Below are 24,588 nucleotides of genomic sequence, written 5' to 3'. Positions count from 1 at the left end.
CATTCTCTCCGGCGCGAACAGGTGTTTATGCCGCGCAAGGACGTTTCAGGGGCCCCGGTTCCGGGCGGAGCTTGATCGCATGGCCGATATCCCCGCTTCCAACACTGCCGAGGTCAGGTCGCGCCGCGATATCGGGTTCGCCATGGGCATCGTGGCGATCCTCGGCGTTCTGTTCCTGCCGATTCCGCCGGTGCTCATCGACATCGGCCTCGCCATGTCCATCGCGCTGTCCGTGCTCATCCTCATGGTCGCGCTCTGGATCACGAAGCCGCTGGAATTCTCCGCCTTCCCCACGGTGCTGCTGATCGCGACGATGCTGCGCCTTGGTCTGGGCGTGGCGACCACGCGCCTCATCCTCGCGCACGGCAGCGACGGCGTGCATGCGGCGGGAGCTATCATCGCCGGCTTCTCGCAGCTCGTGATGAGCGGCGATTTCGTCATCGGCATCGTGGTGTTCACCATCCTCATCACGGTGAACTTCCTCGTCATCACCAAGGGCGCGACCCGTATCGCCGAGGTGGGCGCGCGCTTCACCCTCGATGCCATCCCCGGCAAGCAGATGGCCATCGACGCCGACCTCAACGCCGGCCTCATCGATGACCGCGAGGCGCAGCGCCGCCGCGCGGAGCTGGAGGAGGAAAGCGCCTTCTTCGGCTCCATGGACGGTGCGTCGAAGTTCGTGCGCGGCGAGGCGGTGGCGAGCCTCATCATCATCGCCGTGAACATTTTCGGCGGCATCATCATCGGCGTCACGCGCCATGGCATGCCCATCGGCGACGCGGCCAACATCTTCACCCGCCTGTCCGTGGGCGATGGCCTCGTGGCGCAGATTCCGGCGCTGATCGTCTCGCTCTCGGCGGGTCTTCTGGTGTCGAAGGGCGGCACGCGCGGGCGCGCCGAGGCGGCCGTGCTCGGCCAGCTCGGGGCGTATCCGCGCGCGTTGTTCGTGGCGGCGGGCCTCATGTTCTGCATGGCGGTGGTGCCGGGACTGCCGCTTCTGCCGTTCGCGCTGCTGGGCGGCATCATGGCGTTCGTGGGCTATTCCATCCCCAAGCAGCTCGCCAAGAAGCAGGCCGTCGAGGCGCAGAAGGCGGAGGCGGAGCGCCAGCAGAAGGAGCGGGAGGCGCGCGAATCCGTGAAGGAGAGCCTGCGTACCCCGGAGATCGAGGTGTGCGTGGGCAAGCAGCTCGCCGGACAAGTGCTGCGCACGCCCACCGAGCTCACCAACCGCATCGGCAAGATGCGGCGCAAGTTCGCCATGCGCTACGGCTTCGTGGTGCCGGAAATCCGCATGAGCGAGAGCCTGCAGGTTTCCACCAAGGGCTACCAGATCAAGATCCACGGCACGGTGGTGGCGGCGCAGGAGATGCGCATCGGCGAATCGCTCGTTGTGGTGGGCGACGGGCCCAAGCCCGACGTGCCGGGCGAGGAGGTGCGCGAGCCGGCCTTCGGCATGAAGGCGGTGTGGGTGGCCGAGGCCTACGGCGCGGAGGTGAGGCGCGAGGGCTTCACGCCGGTGGACAACCTCACCGTCATCCTCACCCACCTGTCCGAGGTGATCGCCAACAACCTGCCGCAGCTCCTCTCCTACAAGGACATGCGCGCGCTGCTGGATCGGCTCGACCCCGAGTACAAGAAGCTCATCGACGACATCTGCCCCTCGCAGATCTCCTCCTCCGGCCTGCAGGCGGTGCTGAAGCTGCTGCTGGCGGAGCGCGTCTCCATCCGCAACCTCAACCTCATCATGGAGGCGATCGCGGAGATCGTGCCCCATGCGCGGCGTTCGGAGCAGGTGGCCGAGCATGTGCGCATGCGCATGGCGCAGCAGATCTGCGGCGACCTTTCGGAGAACGGCGTGCTGAGCGTGCTGCGCCTCGGCAGCAAGTGGGATCTCGCCTTCCACCAGAGCCTCAAGCGCGACGCCAAGGGCGAGGTGGTGGAGTTCGACATCGATCCGCGCCTGGTGGAGCAGTTCGGAGCCGAGGCGGGCGCCGCCATCCGCGAGCGCATGAAGGCCGGCGGCTCCTTCGTGCTGGTGACGGCGCCGGACGCGCGGCCCTATGTGCGCATGATCGTGGAGCGCATGTTCCCGGCGCTGCCGGTGCTGTCCCATGTGGAGATCGCCCGCGGCGTCGAGATCAAGTCGCTCGGAACCATCTCATGAACGAGGCGGCGAGCCTCGCTGTGCTCGTCGCCGTGCTGGTCTTCTGCCGCATCGGCGCCTGCCTCATGATGCTGCCCGGCATCAGCGGCCGCAACATGCCGGCCCAGGTGCGCCTGTTCCTGGCGGTGGCGCTCAGCCTCGCCTTCGTGCCGGTGATGTATGGCACGGTGGCGCCCAGGGTGGCGCACGCCACGGTGGCGGGGCTTCTCGCGGCCATCTGCGCCGAGCTCCTCATGGGGGCGCTGCTGGGCTTCCTGGTGCGCATCTACGTCGCGGCGCTGGAGACGCTCATGAACTTCGCCGCCCAGGCGGTGGGCGTGGCGGGCATCGCGGGCATGTCGGTGGACGATGGCAACTCGCTGCCCTCGCTCACCACCTTCTTCACCTTCTGCGCCGTCGCCCTTTTCTTCATCTCCGACCTGCACCTGGAGCTGGTGCGCGGGCTGCTCGAAAGCTATCGCCGCCTGCCGCCGGGGGAGCTGTTCAGCTTCGGCGTGGCGCTGGCCAATGTGGTGGATCAGTTCACGCAGAGCTTCGTGGTGGCGCTTCGCATCGCCAGTCCGTTCGTGCTCTATTCGATCGGGATCAACATCGCGATCGGGCTCGTCAACAAGTTCACGCCGCAGATCGCCGTGTATTTCATCGCCACGCCGTTCATCACGGGGGCCGGGCTGTTCCTGCTGTACATGACCGTATCGCAGCTGCTCGCGCTGTTCATGATGGCATTCGGCACATGGCTGCGCTCGCAGTGAGGTGAGCATGCAGGAGCGTCTGAGGAAGGCCGAGCGGATCCGCGCCGTGCGCGAGCAGCTCCAGCGCGCCGCGGAGTGGCGGCTGGCGGCGGTCACGCGGGAGCGCGAGGTGCTCGAGGAGCAGCGCCGCGCGCTGCTGGCGACCCTCACCGACGACCTGTTCGGGCCCCTGCTGCTGGAGCAGGCGGCGCGTCACCTGAACCGGGTGGCAGTCCAGGCGGAGCAGGTGGAAGCCGCCCGGCAGGCGCAGGAGCAGCGGGTGAAGGAGGAGGCGCTGGCCGTGAAGCGGGCCGAGCACATGGAGGAAGGCGCGCGCCGCGACGCCCACGCCGCCGAGGAACGCAGCCTCACCGCCGAGATCGCGGAGACGAGCGCGCTGCGGCGGCGGGATGCAAGCCTCACATAAGCATAGCGCTTCAGCATTATTCAGTTCACGGTTCTACGGGAGCGGCCGTCATGGGCATCAGCCCGCCCACCGATCTTGTCGTCGATGTCATGAAGAACGCGGACACCTCGCGGGTCCGCCAGGTCGTCAACAAGCTGCAGGCGCTTTCCGCCGGCGGCGCGGCCGAGTTCAGCGCGACGATGACGAAGACGGGGGCCTCGGGCGGCGCCTCGAACGCCGGGGCGGCCGACAAGCCCGAAGGCGTCTCGGTGAGCGACGACGAGCAGGCGCGTGCGCGCGCTCTCTCCATGATTCCCGCTGGCCTCTCCTTTTCCGGCACCAGCCTGACGACGCTGCGCAATGCCCACGCCCTCAGCGGCCGTTCCGTGGACCAGTTCGCGACCGCGCAGCCGCAGGCGGCGGCGCTGAAGAAGTTCGAGGGCATGGTGCTCGCCAAGTTCCTCGACACCATGATGCCGGCCACCACCAGCGTGTTCGGCAAGGGCACCGCCGGCTCCACATGGAAGACCATGCTGACCGAGAAGATGGGTGAATCCATCGCCAATGCAGGCGGCATCGGCATCGCCGCCAACCTTGCCCGCGCCGCCGCCCGCAGGTCCGGCGGAGCGACCGGGGAGGGGTCATGAGCGTTTCGTCCCGCGACGCGGTGAGTCCCGCGGTCGCTACTCTGCTCAGTGCCATCGACCATCTGGAGGAAACCCTCGACGAGGAGATTTCAGCATTCGAGGCGCATGCGCCGTTCGACATGGCTGAGATCAACCGCCGCAAGAGCCGGTGTCTTCTGGAGCTGAGCCGCGCCGTCCGCGCGCTGCCGCCGGGCGGTGATCCCGACCTGGCCGAGCGGGTTGCGGGCCTGAAGAAGAAGCTGGAGCGCAACAGCTATCTCCTGTCCGTCCAGCTCTCGGCGGCGCAGGAGGTTGCGGCCATTCTCGATCGCGCCATGCGCGAGGCGGAGTCTGACGGCACCTATTCCGCAGCCCTCGGCTACGGTGAGAAGCGGACATGATTCGCTTCATCATCATCGGCGTGTGGGTGTGTGTCGTCGCGCTGGCCTCGACCTATGCCGCCGCCTATTGGGTGACGGGTACGGAGCATGGCAAGGCGGATGAGTCCTATCTCTCCGGCCTCGAATATCGCCGCCTCCCGGTGATCACGGTGCCGATGGTGATCGATGGGCAGGTGAAGGGCTACGTGCTCGCGAAATTGGTGTTCACGGCGGACGCCAGCCTCTTGCGCAAGATGTCCGTGGACCCGAGCATCTTCGCCGTGAACGCGGCGTTTCAGGACATTTACGTGAACGGTCGCATCGAGAGCGGCAAGATGTCCAAGTACAACCTGCCGGAGATGCTGGAGCGCATCCGGCAGGCCACCAACGCGCGGCTGAACGGGGATGTGGTGCGCGAGGTGCTGGTGGACTCCCTGAACTATGTCGACAAGACCGACCTGCGCAGCGGCCCGCCGCCGGGCGCGGCGGATGGGGAGCGCCAACGCAAATAGTACACAGACATAAAATATAAGGGGCGGGGGCAGATGAAGATCGCTGGGAAGATCCATTCCATCGTCGCGGTGCTGGGCGTGACGGCGGTGGCCATTTGCGCGGTGTCGATCATCGGGGTGCTGGCGGTGTCCAATGTCGCCGAGCGCCTCGATGCCGTGTGGCAGCGGGCGTTCCTCACGGAGCGGCTCAGCAAGGATGTGGCGATGACCACCGTGAACATTCGCGGGACCTATATCGCCAGATCCGACGCGGACGTGCGCGTGGCCGCGAACGAGGCCGAGAAGGCGTTCACCCAGCTCAGCAACGACCTCAACGCGCTGAAGGGCGTCACGCCGCCCGAGGCGATGGCGGACGTGCAGAAGCTGAGTGACGATATCCAGGCCTTCGTCGATCTTTGCCGGACCATCCTGCGCACGGTGCAGTCCGAGGGGCCGCAGGCGGCCTACACCGCAGGCGGCGGCCTCGCCGCCAACGTCGCGGTGCGCACCGCGCTCCAGAAGAGCCTCGAGCGGGTGACCTCGACGGTGCGCAACCAGCTCGAGCCGCTGCGCGAGGAACAGGCGCAGACCCGGCAGTGGACGCTCACCATGCTGCTCGCCTTCACGGTGGTCGGGCTGCTGGCGGGCGTGGGCGTCGCCCTCTACATCGGCACGCTGAAGCTCAGCCGCCCGATCCAGCAGGTGTCGACCGCCATCCAGAATCTCGCCGCCGGCGATCTCGGCGTCGCCCTCGCGCAGAAGCGCTCCAAGGACGAGATCGGCGACCTGTGGAATTCCACCGAGCGCCTGCGCGACGAGCTGCGCGCGGCCGAGGATCTGCGCAGCGAGCAGCAGGTGGCCGCCACCCGCTCGGGCGAGGAGAAGCGGGCGAGCATGCACCGTCTCGCGGAGGAGTTCGACCGCGCCGTGACCGGCGTCGTCCGGACGGTGTCGGACGCGGTGGGCGTGCTGGAGCGCAATGCCGGCTCCATGCGTGATTCGGCGGAGGAGACCTCTCGCCAGTCCACCGTGGTGGCGGCGGCCGCGGAGCAGGCCACCAGCAATGTGCAGACGGCGGCCTCGGCCGCCGAGGAGCTCGCGGCGTCGGTGCGGGAGATCTCCAGCCAGGTGACCACGTCGGCCAAGGTGGCCCGCGAGGCCACCTCCCAGGCCAACGGCACGGTGGAAGTGGTGCGCGGGCTCGCCACCAGCGCCGGGCGCATCGGCCAGGTGGTGAACCTCATCACCGACATTGCCTCGCAGACCAACCTGCTCGCCCTCAACGCCACCATCGAGGCGGCGCGGGCCGGGGATGCCGGCCGCGGTTTCGCGGTGGTGGCCCAGGAGGTGAAGAGCCTCGCCGAGCAGACCTCGAAGGCGACCGAGGAAATCTCCGGCCAGATCGGCGAGGTCCAGCGCGCCACCGACGAGGTGGTCCACGCCATCGAGGCGATCAGCGGCACCATCCGCAAGATCGACGAGATCTCGAGCGCCATCGCCGCCGCCATCGAGGAGCAGGGCACTGCCACCGGTGAAATCGCGCAGAACGTGCATCAGGCGGCGCAGGGCACGCAGGAGGTTTCCGCGTCCATCTCCGGCGTGAGCAGCGCGGCGGCGGATACGGGACGGGCTTCTGGCGATATCGTTAACGCGGCAAGCGACCTCTCGTCTCAGGCCACGCATTTGCGCAGTCAGGTCACGGCCTTTATCGAGAGAGTGCGCGCCGCCTGATCGGCGCGGACCTAGGGAACATGGCCTGCGCCGCGGGGGGCGGCGCAGGAAAATCGGCAAAGAGCGGGCAGGCCCCACCTGTCTTCCCGGAGTTGAGGCGATGGACGACCTGTTGCAGGAATTCCTGACGGAGACGAACGAAAGTCTCGACGTGGCCGACATGGAGCTGGTCAAGTTCGAGCAGGATCCGAACAATGCGGAAATCCTGAACAACATCTTCCGACTGGTGCACACCATCAAGGGCACCTGCGGCTTCATCGGCCTCTCGCGCCTTGCCACCTTGGCCCACGCCGCCGAGACCTTGATGGGCAAGTTCCGCGACGGCCGTCCGGTGACGTCCGAGGCGGTGAGCCTCGTGCTGGCCACCATCGATCGCATCAAGTGGATGCTGGGCGCCATCGAAGAGGCGAACGGACAGGAGCCGGAGGGCCACGACACCGACCTGATCGGTGAGCTGGAGGCCATGGCCGCGGCCGAGGTGCCGCCGCCGGAGCCGGAACCCGCGCCCGAGCCGCCGGTGTCCACGGTGGAAGCCGCGCCCCAGCAGCTCGAGCGGGAGCTGCTTCCCGGCGAGATTTCCCTCGACGAGCTGGAGCGCCTCTTCCAGGAGACGAAGGTGGAGCTGCCGGCGCGCGGCAAGGACAAGCCGAAGAAGGCTGCGTCGAAGCCCGCGGCTTCCGCGAAGCCCACCGCGCCTGCCAAGGCCGAGAGCGCCAAGGCCGAAGCGCCCAAGGCGGATGAGCCCAGGGCGGAGGTCACGAAGTCCGACGCCGCGAAGTCGGAGGGCGCCAAATCCTCCGGCGGCAAGTCGGCCGGAGCCGATGCGGGCGCGGCCCAGCCTACCGCATCGTCCGGCACCGCATCCGTCCCCGCGCCGGTGTCGGCCTCGGGCGCGGTCGCGGTGAAGGAAACCCATCCGCCGGCTGCGCCGCAGGGCGCGGCGGCGCGCCCGACCGGCGTTCCCACGGGCGCGGAGGAGGCACATGCCTCCGCTTTGTCGAACCAGACCATCCGCGTCAGCGTCGGGGTGCTGGAACAGCTCATGACCATGGTGTCGGAGCTGGTCCTGACCCGCAACCAGCTGATGGAGATCGCCCGGCAGGAGGGTGATTCGGAGTACAAGGTTTCCCTGCAGCGCCTCTCCAATGTCACCGGCGAGCTGCAGGACGCGGTGATGCGCGCCCGCATGCAGCCCATCGGCAACGCCTGGCAGAAGCTGCCGCGCATCGTGCGCGACCTCGGCCAGGAGCTGGGCAAGCACATCGAGCTGGAGCTGGTGGGCGCGGACACCGAGCTGGACCGGCAGGTGCTGGACCAGATCAAGGATCCGCTCACCCACATGGTCCGCAACTCTGCGGACCATGGCCTGGAGACCGCCGAGGAGCGCCGCGCCGCCGGCAAATCCGAGAAGGGCACGATCCGCCTGTCCGCCTATCACGAGGGCGGGCACGTGATCGTGGAGATCGCGGACGACGGGCGCGGCCTCAACGTGGCCCGCATCAAGTCCAAGATCGTGGAGAAGCGCCTGGCCACCGAGGCCGAGGTCGCGAAGATGACGGACGTCCAGGCGTTCCGCTACATCTTCCAGGCGGGCTTCTCCACCGCCGAGAAGGTGACGAGCGTGTCCGGCCGAGGCGTCGGCATGGATGTCGTGCGCACCAACATCGAGGCCATCGGCGGCACCATCGAGGTTCACTCGAAGGTGGGGCAGGGCTCCGCCTTCGTCATCAAGATCCCGCTCACCCTGGCCATCGTTCCCGCCCTCATCGTGCGGGCGGCGGAGGAGCGGTTCGCGCTGCCGCAGAGCGCGGTGGTGGAGCTGGTGCGGGTGCAGCCCGGCACCGACCATGCCGTGACCTGGTTCAACGACGTGCCGGTGCTGTGCCTGCGCGACAAGCTGCTGCCCATCGTCGCCCTCGGCTCGCTGCTCGGCCTCGCGACCGAGCGCGACGGCAAGCAGAACGACCAGTGGACGGACGCCCTGATCGTGGTGCTGCGCGTGGGCGGCGAGACCTTCGGCGTGGTGGTGGATGCGGTCTCCCACACGGAGGAGATCGTGGTGAAGCCCATGTCCTCCATCCTGCGGCAGGTGCCCATGGTTTCCGGCTGCACCATCCTGGGTGACGGGCGGGTGATCATGATCGTCGATCCGGCGGGCCTTGCCCAGGGCGCGGCCGCCCGCGGCGCGGAGACGTCGGAGATGGAGCTCAAGGCGACCGAGGAAACCCACCCCAAGGCGGTGGAGGAACGCACGTCGCTGCTGCTGTTCCGCGCCGGCTCGCGCGAGCCGAAGGCGGTGCCGCTGGGCCTCGTCACCCGCATCGAGGAGCTGGATGTGGCGGGCATCGAGCGGGTGAAGGGCTATCCGGTTATCCAGTATCGCGGCGCGCTCATCCCCGTGCTCTACGCCAACGAGGAGGTGGGCCGCGTGAAGGACGGCACCCAGCCCATGCTGGTGTTCTCGGCGGATGGCCGGGTCATGGGCCTTCTGGTGGACGAGATCGTCGACATCGTGGAAACGCCGCTCGACATGGAGCTCTCGCCTTCCGGCATGCCGGAGGTGCTCGGGGCGGCCGTGGTGGCCGGCCAGGCCACCGAGATCCTCGACGTGGGCTTCTACATCAATGTCGCCTTCGGCGAGCGGTTCGAGCAGCTCACGCGGGCGACCGCACGGCCGAAGCTGCTGCTGGTGGACGACAGCGCCTTCCACCGAGACCTGCTGGCGCCGGTGCTGAAGGGCAACGGCTACGACGTCACCACCTGCAGCTCGGCGCGTGAGGCGCTCGACCGTCTCAGCGACGAGCAGGACTTCGACGCCATCGTCAGCGACCTGGAGCTGCCGGACATGGACGGCTTCGCCCTCGCCGCCGCGGTGCGCGACGACCCGCGCAACCGCGACCTGCCCATCATCGCGGTCAGCGCGGCCCGCGACCGGGACACCATCGAGCGCGGACGCGCGGCGGGCTTCACCGATTATGTCGCGCGCTATGACCGTGCCGGCCTCATCGAGGCCCTGAAGGAATTCGCCGGACGACAGGGAGCCGCCGCATGAGCGAGCATGTTCCAGCCCTGGTCGGTGCCTCCGTGGGCACCCATCAGCAGTACGTCACGGTCCGGATCGCCTCGCAGCTGTTCGGGCTTCCCATCCAGATGGTGCACGAGGTGTTCGCTCCGGACGCCATCACCCGCGTGCCGCTGACGCCGCCCGCCATCGCCGGGGTGCTCAACCTGCGCGGGCGCATCGTCACCATGCTGAACATGCGCTCCCTGCTCGGCCTGCCGGCGGCGGAGGGCAAAGGCATGGCCGTTGGTATCGAGCATGACGGCGAGGCCTTCGGCCTCATGATCGACAATGTGGGCGAGGTGCTGGGGCTGGACGCCGCCAAGCGCGAGCCGAACCCCTCAAACCTCGATGCGCGCTGGGCGGCGGTGGCCGCCGGCGTCCACCGCCTGTCGGGGGAGCTGATGCTGATCCTGAACGTGGATTCCGTGCTGCGCGGCGCGGGCACCGTGCGGCCGGCGCTGGCCGCCAGCTACTGAGGTGACTGGCGACCCCGCGTCGCGCCGGGCGAGGGCGCGCGCGGGCTGGATGAGTTGGGAATAATTGTCTGTCTTCGGTTTCGGTCCGGCCCGCGGGGGGCGATCCATGCGGGCCGCCGTGTGTTCCCGCCGGCGGGTGGGGGCGCTCTCGCTCGAAGACGCTCGGGGAGCTTCACGCATGAAGACCTGTCTCGTGGTGGATGATTCCGGCCTCGTGCGAAAGATCGCGCGGCGGATCCTGGAACGTCTCGGGTTCCAGGTGGAGGAGGCGGTGGACGGCCAGAATGCCATCGACACCTGCGCCAAGGCGATGCCGGACGTCATCCTGCTCGACTGGGAAATGCCCGTGGTCAGCGGGATCGAGTTCCTGCGCCTGCTCCGGGCGCGCGAGGGCGGCGATGTTCCGAAGGTGATCTTCTGCACCAGCCTGAACGACATGGCCCATATCGCCGAGGCCCTGGAGGCCGGGGCGGACGAATACATCATGAAGCCGTTCGACGACGACATCCTGCATGAAAAGCTGGAAGCGGTGGGGATGGCGGAGAAGGATCTTCTGTGACTCCTGCGTCCTCTGCTCCCGAAACGCCGTCCTCCGGCCCCACCATCCGCGTCATGGTGGTGGATGATTCCGTGTTCGTGCGGGGCATCGTCTCACGCTGGCTCGGGGAGGATCCCACGCTCGACGTGGTGGCAACCCACGCCAATGGGCGGCGCGCGGTCGACGACCTCGATCGCTCCCGTCCCGATGTGGTCATTCTCGACCTCGAGATGCCCGAGATGGATGGGCTCACCGCCCTTCCGCTGATCCTGAAGCTGCGGCCCGGAACCATGGTGGTGGTGGCCTCCACCCTCACGCGGCGCGGGGCGGAGGTGAGCCTGAAGGCCCTGACCCTCGGTGCGGCGGACTATTTGCCGAAGCCCGAGGCCGGCGCGGGCATGTTCAACGCCGATGACTTCAAGCGCGAGCTTCTCGCGAAGGTCCGTAGCCTCGGGGCGAAAGCCCTGCGCCGGCGCGGCACGAGCGAGACGGCGCGGGCCACGGCGGCACCTGCGCCACGCCCGGTGGCGCGCCCGGCGCGCGCCGCATCCGGCGACGCGCCGGCAGCGGCGGCTGCGTCCTCGGCCTCTTCGGCGGCGCCTGCGCGCCTTCGGTCTTATTCCATGGCGCCGGTCACGGTGCTGGCGGTGGGCAGCTCCACCGGCGGGCCGCAGGCGCTCACCCGGCTGTTCACGGAAATCGGCCCCCATCTCAAGCACATTCCGGTTTTCATCACCCAGCACATGCCGCCCACCTTCACGGCGATTCTCGCGGAACACGTGGGCCGCGCGTCGGGCTTGCCGGCCGCCGAGGGCACGGATGGCGCGCAGGTGCTGCCCGGCCACATCTATGTGGCGCCGGGCGGGCTGCACATGCTGGTGGAGAAGACGGCGAGCGGGCCGGTCATCCGGCTTTCGGATGCTCCGCCCGTCAACTTCTGCAAGCCGGCGGTGGACCCCATGTTCGGCGCCATTTCCGCGGTTTACCGCCAGGGCGTGCTCGCGGTGGTGCTGACGGGAATGGGCAGCGACGGGGCGAAGGGCTCCGGCGTGGTGGCGGATGCCGGCGGCAGCGTGATCGTTCAGGACGAGGAAACCAGCGTGGTGTGGGGCATGCCCGGCGCCACCGCCGCGGCCGGAAACGCCTGTGAGGTCTTGCCCCTGGATGGCATCGGCCGCAAGGTGATCCGCTTGGTGGAGGGGGGACGGCGGTGATCAGCGCATCGGACTACGAGTTTTTCGCGCGCTTCCTGAAGCAGAAATCGGGCCTGCTGCTCACCGACGACAAGCATTACCTGCTCGAAAGTCGCCTGATGCCGCTGCTGCGGAAGTTCGATCTTCCGGATTTCGCCCGCCTCGCGGCTGTGCTGAAGGATGGTTCCGCGTCCCTCATCGCTGCGGCGGTGGTGGAGGCGATGACCACCAACGAGACCCTGTTCTTCCGCGACAAGGCGCCGTTCGAGGATTTCACGCGCACCATGCTGCCGACGCTCTGCGCCGCGCGGCCGACGGGGCATCGTCTGCGAATCTGGTGCGCCGCCGCTTCCAGCGGGCAGGAGCCCTATTCCCTCGCCATCCTGCTGCTGGAAAATCCCGGCATCGTGGGTCGCCGCGAGGTGGAGATCATCGGCACCGATCTGTCGAACGACGTGCTCGAACGGGCGCGCGCCGGGCGCTACAACCAGTTCGAAGTGCAGCGCGGCATGAGCGTGCAGATGCTGATGAAGTATTTCACCAAGGCGGGTGACCTGTGGGAGGTGAAAGAGCAGGTCCGCAAGATGGTGCAGTACCGCAAGTTCAATCTGCTCGATTCCTATGCCAGCATGGGCACCTTCGATATCGTCTTCTGCCGGAACGTGCTGATCTATTTCGATCCGCCGACAAAGGCGGACATTCTCTCGCGGCTTTCGCGCGCGCTCGCGCCCGATGGCTATCTCGTGCTCGGCGCGGCGGAGACGGTGATTGGTGTTGGCGATGCGTTCAAGCCGCTGCCCCAGCACCGCTGCACCTATGTGCCGAACGTTTCGACGCCGGACAAGGCAACGAAGGCACCTTCATTCGGCGTGCGGATCTGAGCTGCCGATTTAGAGATCTTTCCGCTTCCACGACTTGGCGGAAAGATCTCCAGGTTTTTGCATGAGCGCGCCTTTTCGCGACGACTGCCGGCTCTGCAGGAGGCCGGTCAAGGGCGATGCGAGGCTATGCGCACGCAGCCAGCCTCGCATCTTCGCCGCCATTTCAGCCTTCGCCATCAGAGCAGGGATGCCCGCGGCGCGGCTGGGCCGCGGGAGAAATGCTGCTCAGCTGAAGAGGCTGTCGATGTCGTCCTGGGACACGACATTGGTGTCGTGGGAAAGGGCCGGGCCGTTCAGCAGCGCGGTATCACCCTCGCGCTGCTCCATCTGCTTGGCGCGCTCGACCAGCTCGGAGCCACCCCAGATCTCCGTCATGCGCGTCACGCGCTCCTCGATGAAGACGAGCAGCTTCACCACCTTGCGGATGCGCTGGCCGGTGATGTCCTGGAAATTGCAGGCCTCGAACAGGCGCACCACCTCGTTCTGGATATTGCTCGCGAGCTCCAGGTCGCCCTCGGACAGCCGGTCCACCAGCTTCTGTGACAGATTGTCGATGGTTTCGGCAGCGGAGAGGATGGTCTCGGTGGCGCTTTCCGTGTCGTTCACCACGGCTTCGAGCTCGCTCGTGGCGTTGACGAGGCGCTCGCCGCGGGAGCCTTCCGTATGGATCGTCGCGATCTCGTGGCGGGTGTTGCGGATGGCGTCCTGAATCGTCTCGATCCCGGACCACAGAACGCTGCGGTCGCGCTCGCGGGCGAGGGCGGGATCGCGCTCCTGGAACTTGCGGATCTCCTCCCGCACTTCGCCGAGCTGGGTCAGGATGCTGTTGATCTGACTGTCAAATGTCGTCAGGGTATTCATCCCATCGGCGTCGCCGCTGCCGTTGCCTGTGGCGGTTTCGATGCGGAATGGACGACGCGCACCCGACATGCGACTCTCCCGGAACGCTGCACTATGGACCGCCGGTTTCTATACGGCGGATGGTGTCACCCCGGAAGCCCCCGTCGCGGTGGACTGCAAGCTTCGTGCAAGCTCCTGATTGCACAAGGACTTTGAAGAGGGCAAAGTCCGTCCCTGGCGAAGAGTTGCCTGTCCGTGTGCGGAGTGTGAGATGGCGATTGATCTTTCGATGCCGGTCCTCGTGGTTGACGATTACAAGACGATGGTTCGCATCATCCGCAATCTCCTGAAGCAGATCGGATTCGAGGATGTGGACGAGGCCGCTGACGGAACGGAAGCCCTCGCCAAACTGCGGGAGCGCAAGTACGGCCTCGTGATCTCCGACTGGAACATGGAGCCGATGACGGGATACGAGCTGCTCAAGCAGGTGCGCGGCGACGACGCCCTCAGCGAGATCCCCTTCATCATGATCACCGCCGAAGCGAAGTCGGAAAACGTGATCGCCGCCAAGAAGGCCGGCGTGAACAACTATATCGTCAAGCCGTTCAACGCCCAGACCCTGAAGGGCAAGATCGACACGGTGTTCGAGGGCGCCTGATCCGGCGCGATTCCCGCCGTGTGCGGCCTGCGCAGGTGGTCATTCTCGAAGCGGCGCGAGGGGCGGCTTTCCTGGAGGGGAGGGCTGCGGCGCGGCGCGTTTCGCCATGTGGAGCGCATCGTCGCGAGGCGCGGCGCACTTTCTTTCCGCGCCCGCAGTAAGGGGCGAAAGGCTCTCTTCGGGACGTGCGGTTGCTCCGAAGGCGGATTCAATAACGCGAATTCGCACATGCTCCTCGGTCTGTCCGCCGGTGGAGCCGCGAGGCGCTGTATTGGGAGGCTTGCGTAGCGGGATTCGCCAGCGGCAATGGGGCTTTGCCGTTCGGCGGGGCGTTTCGCGTGGCGTCAGGGCATGTGGCTGGCTAACCAGCCTGCGATGGGCGCGTCATAAGCACGAATCGCAGGTCTTGTCGAGATGGAAAAACGGCGGTTTTTAAAACCGCAGACCCGTCATCTCCTTGATCCAGATCAATAATGTCGCTCCGTTTGTTGCTTGTTCGCTCCATTTCCTGAGCAGTTTTGTGCAATGCGCACCAGTATGGAATTATTAATATCAGGTTAACGTATATGTGCGGATTGCCGCTGCGGGAATCGCGAATATGCTACCTTTCATCGTTGACGCCTCTGGGGGAACCGCCCCCTGCGCATAGCGCCGGGAGCGGGCAGAGCGCGTCGGACGTGAGTATGGAGGGTGGCATGTACGTGGTGGTGGACGAGCGAGCGTCCGTCGTCGAAAGCTATGTTGGGGCGTTTTCGCGCGAGGGGGTCGCTTCCCAGGGATTTACGCACAACGAGTTTCGCGACTGGATTCTGACGACCTGCGAGGAAGACCTGTGCGCGGTCGAGAGTTTCGTGGTGGGGGATGTGCACGACCGGGTCGGCTACCCTGATCTCATCCGCAGCTATTCGAGCGCACCCATTATCGCGCTCGAGGATGTCAAGTCGTTGACACACACCCTGGAGTTGTTCACTGCGGGCATCGACGACGTGGTGCGCAAGCCGGTCCACGTGAAGGAGATCATGGCGCGCGCGGATGCCGTTTGGCGTCGGGTGCGTGCCGGAGAGCCCCAGGCGGTGGAATGCGAGCGGCTGAAGGTGTTCTTCGACGGGCGCGACCCAGAGATCGACGGTGATCCGCTGGCCTTGCCGCGACGGGAGCGCCACATCCTCGAATACCTCGTGAAGAACAGTAAGCGCCGCGTGACGAAGACGCAGATTTTCAACACCATCTACGGCATCTTCAATGACGACGTGGACGAAAGCGTGATCGAAGGCCATATGAGCAAGCTGCGCAAGAAGCTGCGGCTGAAGCTCGGCTACGACGTGATCGACGCGAAGCGCTATCTCGGCTACCAGTTCGTCGCCTGAGTTCGTTCCCGATTTTCATCAAAATCCCCGCGACCGGCGTTGCGTCGGGTCGCGGGGAAGGGCCAGTGGCTCTGTGAGCCCGTCTGGCAGTGTGGACATTTTCCTGGCATCCATCGGACGCGTCGATCGTCCCTGTGTGGTGTCTCGCGCCTTGCGGTTCAGACGGCCCCCGGTTCTCGCGCCCTCTCAGCGCAGGCAGCTTTCGTCCGCTCATTATGCCGTCGCGCAGCGCTGCGTTGAAATCTCCAACCCTCTGACCTGATCGATCGCGGGCCGCCATCCAGGTCCCTGTGCGGTCGCATGCGCCATGTCGCCGACGGGGTTGGGCATGCTTTTCGCCCTTTCGCTGCGCGCCGCCAGAGCAATTTCGAGCAAAGTGGATTCCGGTCCGCATGAAGAAGGGGCTCGGTTTCAAGCACCGACGGCGATTGCCGCGCGTAAATGCGAGCGGCAATCGTTCAGGGCGAGCGGAACGGCTTCTGCGCGCGCGGCCTGCGCCCGTGCCCTCAGGCCCCGGCCGCGCGGCGTCGCTCCCTGGCCCGCGCCTCGGCGGGCAGGCGGATGGAGAAGACGGCCCCCTCACGATCATTGCGCACGCTGAGGCCGCCGCCGTGGTTGCGGATGATGCCGAAGCTGACCGAAAGCCCGAGCCCGGTGCCCTGACCCGGCGGCTTCGTGGTGAAAAACGGCTCGAAGACCCGGTCGATGATGGCGGGGGAGACGCCGCCGCCCTCGTCTCGCACGTCGATGCGCACGCAGGGCGGCGCGCCGGGCAGGTGCTCGGCGCTGGCGTCGATCCAGACGCGCCGGGCGTCGTCGCCCTCTGTTCCGGGCGCGGCGATCACCGCGTCGCGGGCGTTCTGCAGCAGGTTGATGAGGACCTGCTCGAGCTGGTCCTGGTGGCACAGCACCTGCGGCAGATCGGGTTCGATGCGGGTAATCACGCGGACGCCGTCGCGCCGGAAGAGGGGCCCCACCACCTCGAGCGCGCCTTCGACCGCCTCCGCCGGCGCGCAGGGCTGCATGTGCGCGTCGCTCTTGCGCCCGAACAGCCGCATGTGATCGACGATGCGTCGCATGCGCATCGCCTGCTGGACGATGCGCTCCAGCCTGATGACGAGCTGCTGGGCGGGCTGGCCGCGCTGGGCCGCCGTGAGCGCATTGGAGGCGGCGAGGCGGATGACGCTGAGCGGCTGGTTGATCTCATGGGCGAGACCGGTCGCGAGCTCGCCGAGGGAGGCGAGCTTCAGCACCTGGTGGAGCTTGTTTTCCTCCATGCGGCGGGCCGTCTGGTCCACAGCGAAGATGACGAGCTCGCGTCCGCTCCCGCCTGTGTCCACGTTCCAGAGCGGAGCGATCACCATTTCCACTTCCAGCGCCTCGGCCCCCTCCGCCAGTTGCTCGGAACGCACCACCGGCGCCGTGATCTCCCCGGCGATGGCCTGGAACCGCGCGCCCGCGAGGTAGCAGCCCATCATCCGCGCCAGCCGCGCGTCTCCCGGCGTGCCGATGGCGACGGGCCCGGCGGCCGTGAGATGCATGACGCTCACCCCCGGCACGCGGCTGATGGCGTTCAGCATCTCCGTCTCGCGGCGGCGCGCGGCCGCCTCCAGCTCGCGGGCCTCAAGGCGCTTCCTGATGCGCAGGTGCCGGCTGGCGAGAAGCCCCAGCAGCAGCAGCACGATGCCGAGCGCGGCGCCGGTGCCGAGAATGGCCGCCCTGAACTCGTCGCTGTGGGCGCGGACGAAGGCGAGAGAATAGGCGACCGTGACGTAGAACGGGTAGCGATCCGACTGGACCATGTAGCCCACGCGTTCGACACCATCGAGCGGGCTGGTGAACTCGTAGATGGACTGCTTGTTGTCCACCGCGCGCCGGAAGGCGGGGCTGCGGGAGACGTCGTCGCCGAAGCTGGTGTGCCTCGCCGCACGGGCGCGGATGATGCCGTCGAAGCCGACAAGGCTGATGAGCATGTCGTCGTCGGTCCGCAGGTTTCGATAGAAGTCGACGAAATCGGTGACCGCGTAGGAGGCCACCACCACGCCGAAGAAGCGCCCCTCCGCGTCCGTCAGCGGGCGCGTGAGCTGGACGGTCCACTGCCCGGAAACGCGGCCAAGCACGGGCTTGCTGATGAAGAGCCCGCCGGCGGGCGCGCCGCGATCGGCATGGACGCGGACATGCTCGCGGTCCGAGAGGTCCACAGCGGTGCCGGCCCCGCCCGCGTTGCTCGCGACCATGATGCCGTTCCGCCCCACCACCGCGAGCTGCACGATGGAGCGCGGCAGGCTGAAGGTGTTGAGGGAATGCTGGGTCTGCTCCGGGGTCCAGTCGCTGTCGAAGGCGCTGGCGAAGTTGAGCAGCAGCGCGTCGGCGGCGTCCACCGTCTGCTCGAAGTTCTTCAGCAGCAGCTCTGCCACCTTTTTGGCATTCGCTTCCTGCTGCTGCATGATCTGCCGGCTGTACATGGCATAGAGGCCAAGTGTCGCCAGGAAGGGCAGGCAGGCCATGAGGACCAGGAGCGCCGCCAGCAGCAGCGTGACCGGTCCGCTTCTTGCGCGCGCCGGCGTCGGTTCAGCTGCCATGCGCGCCCGTCTTCCTGCGTGCAGGCCCGGCGCGACAGGCAAGAGTGGGGCGGGGCCTCATCCCGCGTGCGCGCCTCTCCCCGGCGGCGGGGGGTGTGGAGCCCGTAACTCCGGTTCGCGCGTCGAGGCACCGCGGTTCGTCTTCAGCCATCAGCAAGCGACACGTTCTCCTACCGATATCGCCAGTGCCCCGCCTTCGCCTTGTGCGTGGAATTGGCGGTAATGGCGGCGGAAATGTCAAGGATGCGGAAGCCGGGGGCCTCTTGCCGCCGGGATCGGCCTGGCCCGGATCCGCCCTCCGCGCCTTGCGAAGCATTGAGGGACATAGCGAAAGGAGAAGCGGCGCGATTCGCAGCGTGTGGACGTATTTCGCTCTATTTCGTCTAGTGGTTGTTCTTTTGCGCGTAGACATGGCGGGCGCCAGATGCAATTTCGCCGCACTTGCAGCTTCCCGGGTCCGTATGGACGCCAAGGTGGTTGCGGAGGCTGTCAATGCCATGGCAGACGTGGGTTTTATGGGGCGTTGATTTCATCGGATGCGTGGGTCGATCTCGTTCGCAGCCGCCCGCTCGGGCTCGGGTCGGCGCGTGCTGGACGTATTTTTCGGCTGCGCGCGTCGGATGGCGCTTCGTGATGGACGCCCGGGGGGGGCGCTGGGGGAGTGGGGAATGGATGGGCAGGCGCAGGGCGGCCCTCGCGTGTTGCTGGTGGACGATGATCCCGATCTCCTGATCGAGCTGCAGGATGGCCTGGAGGTGATGGGCATTCCCGCGCTGACCGCGAGCACGGCGGCCGAGGCGCTGGGGCTGGTGCAGGAGCACGAGAGCATCCAGGTGGTGGTGACGGATCTTCAGCTCCCGCGCATCGACGGCATAGAGCTGCTGCAGAAACTCGCGTTGCGCCGGCGGCGGCGGCGCATCGCCGCCATCGTGGTGACGGGTCACGCCTCCCTCGACCGGGTGGTCGGGGCGCTGCGGCTTCAGGCCGTGGATTTCCTGCAGAAGCCGGTGAGCCCGGAGGAGGTGGCGAGCGCCATCGGCCGCGCCTTCGCCGTGGTGGATGGCGCCGGCCCGCAGGCCGCCACCGAGGCGCCCGGCACGGTCGACAGGGGTGACTACCTGCGAGCGCTGGTGGCGGCGCGCGCCGACCGTGCGGCGATCTTCGACGCCAACCTTTTTTCAGATCCCGCCTGGGAGATGATGCTGGACCTCGCGGTGGCCGAGGTCAGCAACCGCCCGATCTCGGTGACGAGCCTCTGCATTGCTTCCGGCGCGCCCACGACCACGGCGCTGCGGCGGATCGACGACCTGCGGGAGGCGGGGCTGGTGGACAAGATGCCCGACGCGCGGGACAAGCGGCGCATCGTCGTGCGGCTGACCCCGCTCGGCCGCGAGCGCATGGACACGTTCGTGCAGCGCCAGGCGGATCGCATCGGCCTCAAGCTCGATTGAACGGCCCGGCGCCTTCACCGCGCCGCGGCGTTCGCCTTGAACCGTTGGTGGTACTGGTCTATGCTCCGGCAACGGATCGGTCCACGTCGCCCATGTCAGATTCTGACGTGTCAGGCGCGCGGTGATCGACCTCGAAGCTGGACGGTGTTTCGCCATGGCCATCTATCTCGGTTCCACGTTCGCGACCTACAATTATTACGCGAACAACAGTGCCAAGGCCCTGGAAGTCCAGGCCGCCGATGGGCAGACGAAGACCGAGACGGCTTATTACGAAGCCAACATCGGCAAGGTGAAGACGGTCGACGATCTCGTCAGCAATTATCGCCTGTTTAACTATGCGATGACGGCCTACGGCCTCAGCGACATGGTCTACGCCAAGGCGTTCATGACCAAGGTGCTTACCAGCGACACCACGGACAAGACCAGCTTCGCCAACAAGCTCGCCGACAACCGTTTCACCAATTTCGCCAAGGCGTTCGCGAATCTGAATACGGACAGCGCGACGACGACCGACACGACGGCAAGCAGCGGCAGCACGGATACCAGCACCACGACCACCACCGGCGCTTCGACCGAGACCGTGGTGAACGCTTATCTTCAGCAGTCCATGGAAACCGAGCTGGGCCAGAGCGACCAGGGCGTTCAGCTGGCGCTCTACTTCAAGCGTAACGCCGCTTCGGTTTCGAGCGCTTACGGCCTGCTCGGCGACAGCGCCATGTGGAAGGTGATCTCCACCGTCTACGGCCTGCCGGCATCGCTCGGCAGCATGGATACCGATACGCAGAAGTCGGTGGTCGAATCCAAGATGGACATCACCGACCTGCAGGATTCCACGAAGGTGGACAAGCTGCTGCAGCGCTTCACCGCCATCTGGGATGCCACGGAGAACGTGGGTACCGATCCCATCCTCACACTGTTCGGCGGCGGCTCCAGCAACAGCAGCGCCGACGGTACCCTCGCGCTGTTCCTCTAGCACTCTGTCGGGGGTGGGCGGTACTCCGCTGTACACCCGGAGAGGGGCTCTGGCGGATTTTTGACGGGAGCCATCGAGGCGGGTGGGCCCGTCAGTCGCGTTCTGTTTGCTTCCATCCGCTGCTGCGCGCGCCTTGGGCCGCGCGCCATTCCGGCCGCGCGCCATTCCGGAGGGCTGGTGCCGGCCCAGCGCTGGAAGGCGTGGTTGAACGCGCTCGGCGTCGCGTAGGAAGGGGCGGTGGATATCTGCCCGACGGGCAGGCCCGTAAGGGACAGGAGGTCCCTGGCCACCGCAAAGCGCACGTCATCCTTGATGTCCTCGAAGGAGGTCTCCGCGACCGCGAGCCGGCGCGCGCAGGTGCGCCCATTCAGCCCCAGCTCGCGCGCCACTTCCGCCCTGTCGCCCTCGCCCAGCAGAAGGCGGGGCCGCAGGATGTGCTGGACCCGCGGGGCGATGTCGTCGATGTCGCTGCCCATCAGCTCGCGAATCCAGGCGATGAGGCGCCGGTGCTCGGCCGCATTCGCGCCCGGCGGGGGGCTGGTGGTCATGTCCGCGGCGGAGATCACGACGCCGGTTTGCTCCTGCTCGAAGGCGACCGGCACCTTGAGCAGGGAGAGGTCGGGCGCGGTTTCCGGCGGCGTGCTCGGCGAGAGCTGGCCGCGCGCGGCCAGCGCTCGGCCGCCCGTGAGGCTCCGCACGAAATTGCAGCCGGCCGCAGCGCCGAGGTCATAGAGCTGGAGCGAGTCGGGCGCGGCGCGGTCATACAGTCCGTAGCCGAGGATGTCGTCCGCGCCCATGGGCTGCAGGTAGACGGTGGCCCCACGCGAATAGCCGAGCTGCACCGCCACATAGTCGCGCAGGGCGTCGCCGAGGGTTTGGGCGTGGCTCATCATGGTGCCCACGAGGCCGAGCACGCGGTGGTCGCTCCTTGCGCCGACCAGCAGGCCGAGGTGAGGGCAGCCGGAAAGAGTGGCCGCGCGCTCCAAAAGTCGGAGCGCAGCGGAAACGGGCACGCGCGCCTCAGTCGTGAGGTCGTCCCGCCGGACCCCGGTGCCATCCAGGGCATCGCCCAAGCTCATGCCGAGTTCCCCGAGGATGTCCGGTAGCAGGGCGAGTGGGCCTATTCTTTGCATTGCGTGATTTTCGTTCAATAATGTCCTCTGTGTCCTCAAAAGGCAAGATTTCGCCGTCTTGGTGCGTTATGCGCGTGTGGTCCGGATGTTATCTGCCCCGTTGTGCCGGCACCGCAAGTCTACAATGAGGCGCGGAACGCGCCCAGGGTGCTACCTATATTCCTACCTCTCGCAATCGAGGAGGCAGATGATGTTCCGCGCGATAGCATTGAGGTTGGCGGTTGGAGGATTAATTCTCTCCGCGGGGCCGACACTTGCACAGCAGGTCGATGGAACGCCCGGCGCGCCGGATTCGACCATGGTGATCGACGGGCGGCAGCTGCCGGCGCCGCCGCAGCCCTTCGGCGGTGTCATCCGGGATCTGGCGCAGGATTCGAAGCCGTTCTGGCCGGCGCGCATTGTGCCGCCGCAGGGCGCGCCCAATGTCCTGCTCATCATGACCGACGACGTGGGCTTCGGCGCGCCCTCCACCTTCGGCGGCGTCATTCCCACGCCCAGCCTCGACCGCATCGCCAACAGCGGCCTGCGCTATACCAATTTTCACTCCACTTCCCTGTGCTCGCCCACGCGCGCCGCCTTGCTGACGGGGCGGAACCACCATTCGGCGGGCTTCGGCGTGGTCGCGGAAATGGCCACCGGCTTTCCGGGATATGACAGCGTCATCACGAAGGACAGGGCCACCATCGGCCGCATCCTGCTGGACAATGGCTACCGCACCTCCTGGTTCGGCAAGAACCACAACACGCCCGCCTTCGAGGCGCTCGCCACCGGCCCGTTCGACCAGTGGCCCACGGGCATGGGCTTCGAGTATTTCTATGGCTTCATGGGCGGCGACACCAACCAGTGGGAGCCCGGCAACCTCGCCCGCAACACCACCTACATCTACCCCTTCGTGGGCAAGCCCGGCTGGAACCTCACCACAGCCATGGCCGACGAGGCGGTGAACTACATCAACCAGGTGACCACCCTTCTGCCGGGCCGCCCGTTCCTCGTCTATTACGCGCCGGGCGGCACCCACGCGCCGCACCACCCCACGCCTGAATGGATCGAGAAGGCAGCCGGCCTGCATCTCTTCGACAAGGGCTGGAACGCACTGCGCGAGCAGATCTTCGAGAATCAGAAGGGGCTGGGCGTGATTCCGCCGAATGCGCGGCTCACGCCCTGGCCGGACGACCTGCTGAAGCGCTGGGAGCAGCTCTCGGACGACGAAAAGAAGATGTTCAAGCGGCAGGTTGAGGTCTACGCCGCCTACCTGATGTATACGGACCATGAGATCGGCCGGGTCATCCAGGCGGTGGCGGATGCCGGCCAGCTCGACAACACGCTCATCATCTACATCAGCGGCGACAACGGCTCCAGCGCCGAGGGCACGCTGATCGGCACCCCCAACGAGGTGGCCATGTTCAATGGCGTGGATGTGCCGGTGGAGGACCAGCTCAGGTATTTCTACGACGCATGGGGTTCCGACCGGACCTACAACCACATGGCCGTGGGCTGGACCTGGGCTTTCGACACGCCGTTCTCCTGGACCAAGCAGGTGGCCTCCCATTTCGGCGGCACCAGGCAGGGCATGGCCATCTCCTGGCCCAGGGTCATCACCGACAAGGGCGGCATCCGCACCCAGTTCCACCACGTCATAGACGTCCTGCCGACGGTGCTGGAGGCGGCCGGCATCCAGGCGCCGGAGGAGGTGGACGGCATTCGCCAGAAGCCCATCGAAGGCGTGAGCATGGTCTACACCTTCGATCAGGCCCACGCGAACGCGCCCTCGCGCCATGTCACCCAGTATTTCGAGATGATGGGCGATCATGCGCTCTATCACGACGGCTGGATGCTCTCCACCAAGGTCATGCGGCCGCCGTGGGTGACGCAGGGCGCGCTGCTGTTCGATCCCACAAAGTATCCCTGGGAGCTCTACAACATCGCGGACGACTGGACGCAGTATGAGGATGTGGCGGCCAAAAATCCGGACAAGGTGAAGGAGATGGCCGCCCTGTTCTGGGAAGAGGCGCGGAAATACCAGGTGCTGCCACTCGACTCGACCGTCGCCACCCGCCTCGTCACGCCGCGGCCCAGCGTCACCGCCGGACGGAACGTCTTCACCTGGACCGCGCCACTGGCCGGCACCCCCAATGGCGACGCCCCCTCGGTGCTGAACACCTCCTACACCTTCACGGCCGAGGTGGAGGTGCCCGAGGGCGGCGGCGAAGGTATGCTCATCACCCAGGGCGGGCGCTTCGCCGGCTACGGCTTCTACGTGCTGAATGGCCGGCCCACCTTCACCTGGAATCTCGTGGACCTGAAGCGCGTGAAGTGGCAGGGCGCGGAGGCGCTCTCGCCCGGCCGGCACACGCTGGTGTTCGATTTCAAGTATGACGGCCTCGGCGCCGGCACCCTGGCCTTCGGCTCCACCAGCGGCCTCGGCCGCGGTGGCACCGGCACGCTGAGCGTGGACGGCAAGGTGGTGGCGTCACAGAAGATGGAGCACACCATCCCCCTCATCCTGGCCTGGGACGAGAACCTGGACGTGGGCTCCGACACCGGCACGCCGGTGGACGACGCCGATTATCAGGTGCCCTTCGCCTTCACCGGGAAGATCGGCAGGATCACCCTCGCCATCGACCACCCCGAGCTGACGCCGGCGGACATCGCCCGGCTGCGCGACGCCCAGGCCAAGGCCGCAGACGGCCCGGCGCCGGGAGAAGCGGCGCTGAACCCGGTGGGCGGCGTCAGCCCGGTGGCGTCCCGCCTCGAAAAGCTCAAGGCCTGCCGCGAGCAGGCGCTCGCGAAGAATCTCGAGCTGTTCGACCGGATCAAGTTCATCGAGGGTTGCGCGCGCTGATCGGGCTGCGGGCCGGCGCGCGGGCGGCGGACCCGCTCCGGCCGTGGCGGCGGGCGCGGCA

General features: G+C 67.0%; 20 protein-coding genes. 17 read left to right on the top strand and 3 right to left on the bottom strand.

Features of this window, described 5'->3' with window-relative positions:
* Positions 1 to 79: 79 nt before the first annotated feature.
* The 12 genes from flhA to V5F75_RS16995 all read left to right on the top strand — a co-directional run bounded on the left by flhA (position 80) and on the right by V5F75_RS16995 (position 12,681).
* Positions 80 to 2,164, top strand: coding sequence for a flagellar biosynthesis protein FlhA (gene flhA / locus V5F75_RS17050; RefSeq protein WP_394033977.1), 2,085 nt, complete (start codon positions 80 to 82; stop codon positions 2,162 to 2,164).
* On the top strand, positions 2,161 to 2,916 hold the full coding sequence (locus V5F75_RS17045; protein WP_394033976.1) for a flagellar biosynthetic protein FliR: 756 nt from the start codon (positions 2,161 to 2,163) through the stop codon (positions 2,914 to 2,916). The genes flhA and V5F75_RS17045 overlap by 4 nt, the downstream gene beginning before the upstream one ends.
* Before the next feature lie 7 nt (positions 2,917 to 2,923).
* Complete coding sequence (locus V5F75_RS17040; protein WP_394033975.1) at positions 2,924 to 3,322, top strand: hypothetical protein; 399 nt, start codon at positions 2,924 to 2,926, stop codon at positions 3,320 to 3,322.
* A 50-nt stretch (positions 3,323 to 3,372) separates the two neighbouring features.
* Complete coding sequence (locus V5F75_RS17035; RefSeq protein ID WP_394033974.1) at positions 3,373 to 3,948, top strand: rod-binding protein; 576 nt, start codon at positions 3,373 to 3,375, stop codon at positions 3,946 to 3,948.
* A complete protein-coding gene (locus tag V5F75_RS17030; protein WP_394033973.1) occupies positions 3,945 to 4,328 on the top strand; it encodes a hypothetical protein in 384 nt (127 codons plus the stop codon). Before V5F75_RS17035 ends, V5F75_RS17030 begins: the two co-directional genes overlap by 4 nt.
* Positions 4,325 to 4,819, top strand: a complete 495-nt coding sequence (locus V5F75_RS17025; RefSeq protein WP_394033972.1) for a hypothetical protein — start codon at positions 4,325 to 4,327, stop codon at positions 4,817 to 4,819. The genes V5F75_RS17030 and V5F75_RS17025 overlap by 4 nt, the downstream gene beginning before the upstream one ends.
* A gap of 33 nt (positions 4,820 to 4,852) precedes the next feature.
* Positions 4,853 to 6,529: a methyl-accepting chemotaxis protein gene (locus tag V5F75_RS17020; protein ID WP_394033971.1), complete on the top strand. Its 1,677-nt coding sequence runs from the start codon at positions 4,853 to 4,855 to the stop codon at positions 6,527 to 6,529.
* 100 nt (positions 6,530 to 6,629) lie between these two features.
* Entirely contained in the window at positions 6,630 to 9,581 is a 2,952-nt protein-coding gene (locus V5F75_RS17015) for a hybrid sensor histidine kinase/response regulator (protein ID WP_394033970.1), read from the top strand.
* Positions 9,578 to 10,069 (top strand): chemotaxis protein CheW, encoded by a 492-nt coding sequence (locus tag V5F75_RS17010; protein ID WP_394033969.1) that lies wholly within the window; start codon positions 9,578 to 9,580, stop codon positions 10,067 to 10,069. The genes V5F75_RS17015 and V5F75_RS17010 overlap by 4 nt, the downstream gene beginning before the upstream one ends.
* A gap of 178 nt (positions 10,070 to 10,247) precedes the next feature.
* A complete protein-coding gene (locus V5F75_RS17005; protein ID WP_394033968.1) occupies positions 10,248 to 10,628 on the top strand; it encodes a response regulator in 381 nt (126 codons plus the stop codon).
* Between the two features lie 53 nt (positions 10,629 to 10,681).
* Positions 10,682 to 11,821 carry a protein-glutamate methylesterase/protein-glutamine glutaminase gene (locus tag V5F75_RS17000; RefSeq protein ID WP_394034092.1) on the top strand — a complete coding sequence of 380 codons (1,140 nt, stop codon included), beginning with the start codon at positions 10,682 to 10,684 and terminating at the stop codon, positions 11,819 to 11,821.
* Positions 11,821 to 12,681, top strand: coding sequence for a CheR family methyltransferase (locus V5F75_RS16995; RefSeq protein ID WP_394034091.1), 861 nt, complete (start codon positions 11,821 to 11,823; stop codon positions 12,679 to 12,681). Before V5F75_RS17000 ends, V5F75_RS16995 begins: the two co-directional genes overlap by 1 nt.
* A 225-nt stretch (positions 12,682 to 12,906) precedes the next feature.
* Here the strand turns inward: V5F75_RS16995 and V5F75_RS16990 are convergent, their stop codons facing one another.
* A complete protein-coding gene (locus V5F75_RS16990; RefSeq protein WP_394033967.1) occupies positions 12,907 to 13,611 on the bottom strand; it encodes a protein phosphatase CheZ in 705 nt (234 codons plus the stop codon).
* 181 nt (positions 13,612 to 13,792) lie between these two features.
* Between V5F75_RS16990 and V5F75_RS16985 the strand changes: the two genes are divergently transcribed.
* Both V5F75_RS16985 and V5F75_RS16980 read left to right on the top strand, forming a co-directional pair.
* Positions 13,793 to 14,179, top strand: a complete 387-nt coding sequence (locus tag V5F75_RS16985) for a response regulator (protein ID WP_394033966.1) — start codon at positions 13,793 to 13,795, stop codon at positions 14,177 to 14,179.
* A gap of 695 nt (positions 14,180 to 14,874) precedes the next feature.
* Positions 14,875 to 15,546: a response regulator transcription factor gene (locus tag V5F75_RS16980; protein ID WP_394033965.1), complete on the top strand. Its 672-nt coding sequence runs from the start codon at positions 14,875 to 14,877 to the stop codon at positions 15,544 to 15,546.
* A gap of 506 nt (positions 15,547 to 16,052) precedes the next feature.
* On the opposite strand, the gene V5F75_RS16975 is transcribed toward V5F75_RS16980, so the two are convergent.
* Positions 16,053 to 18,128 (bottom strand): ATP-binding protein, encoded by a 2,076-nt coding sequence (locus V5F75_RS16975; protein ID WP_394033964.1) that lies wholly within the window; start codon positions 18,126 to 18,128, stop codon positions 16,053 to 16,055.
* Between the two features lie 668 nt (positions 18,129 to 18,796).
* On the opposite strand from V5F75_RS16975, the gene V5F75_RS16970 reads away from it, so the two are divergent.
* Positions 18,797 to 19,579, top strand: coding sequence for a response regulator (locus V5F75_RS16970; RefSeq protein WP_394033963.1), 783 nt, complete (start codon positions 18,797 to 18,799; stop codon positions 19,577 to 19,579).
* 154 nt (positions 19,580 to 19,733) lie between these two features.
* Positions 19,734 to 20,552 (top strand): DUF1217 domain-containing protein, encoded by an 819-nt coding sequence (locus V5F75_RS16965; RefSeq protein ID WP_394033962.1) that lies wholly within the window; start codon positions 19,734 to 19,736, stop codon positions 20,550 to 20,552.
* On the opposite strand, the gene V5F75_RS16960 is transcribed toward V5F75_RS16965, so the two are convergent.
* Positions 20,549 to 21,631, bottom strand: a complete 1,083-nt coding sequence (locus V5F75_RS16960) for an AraC family transcriptional regulator (RefSeq protein WP_394033961.1) — start codon at positions 21,629 to 21,631, stop codon at positions 20,549 to 20,551. The genes V5F75_RS16965 and V5F75_RS16960 overlap by 4 nt on opposite strands.
* 244 nt (positions 21,632 to 21,875) lie before the next feature.
* On the opposite strand from V5F75_RS16960, the gene V5F75_RS16955 reads away from it, so the two are divergent.
* Positions 21,876 to 24,527, top strand: coding sequence for an arylsulfatase (locus V5F75_RS16955; protein ID WP_394033960.1), 2,652 nt, complete (start codon positions 21,876 to 21,878; stop codon positions 24,525 to 24,527).
* Positions 24,528 to 24,588: the final 61 nt, after the last annotated feature.

Origin of the sequence: Xanthobacter albus (assembly GCF_043194895.2) — a bacterium.
GTDB lineage: Bacteria > Pseudomonadota > Alphaproteobacteria > Rhizobiales > Xanthobacteraceae > Xanthobacter.
The sequence above is the reverse complement of the archived record's forward strand: the minus strand, read 5'-3'. Positions and strand labels throughout refer to the sequence as shown.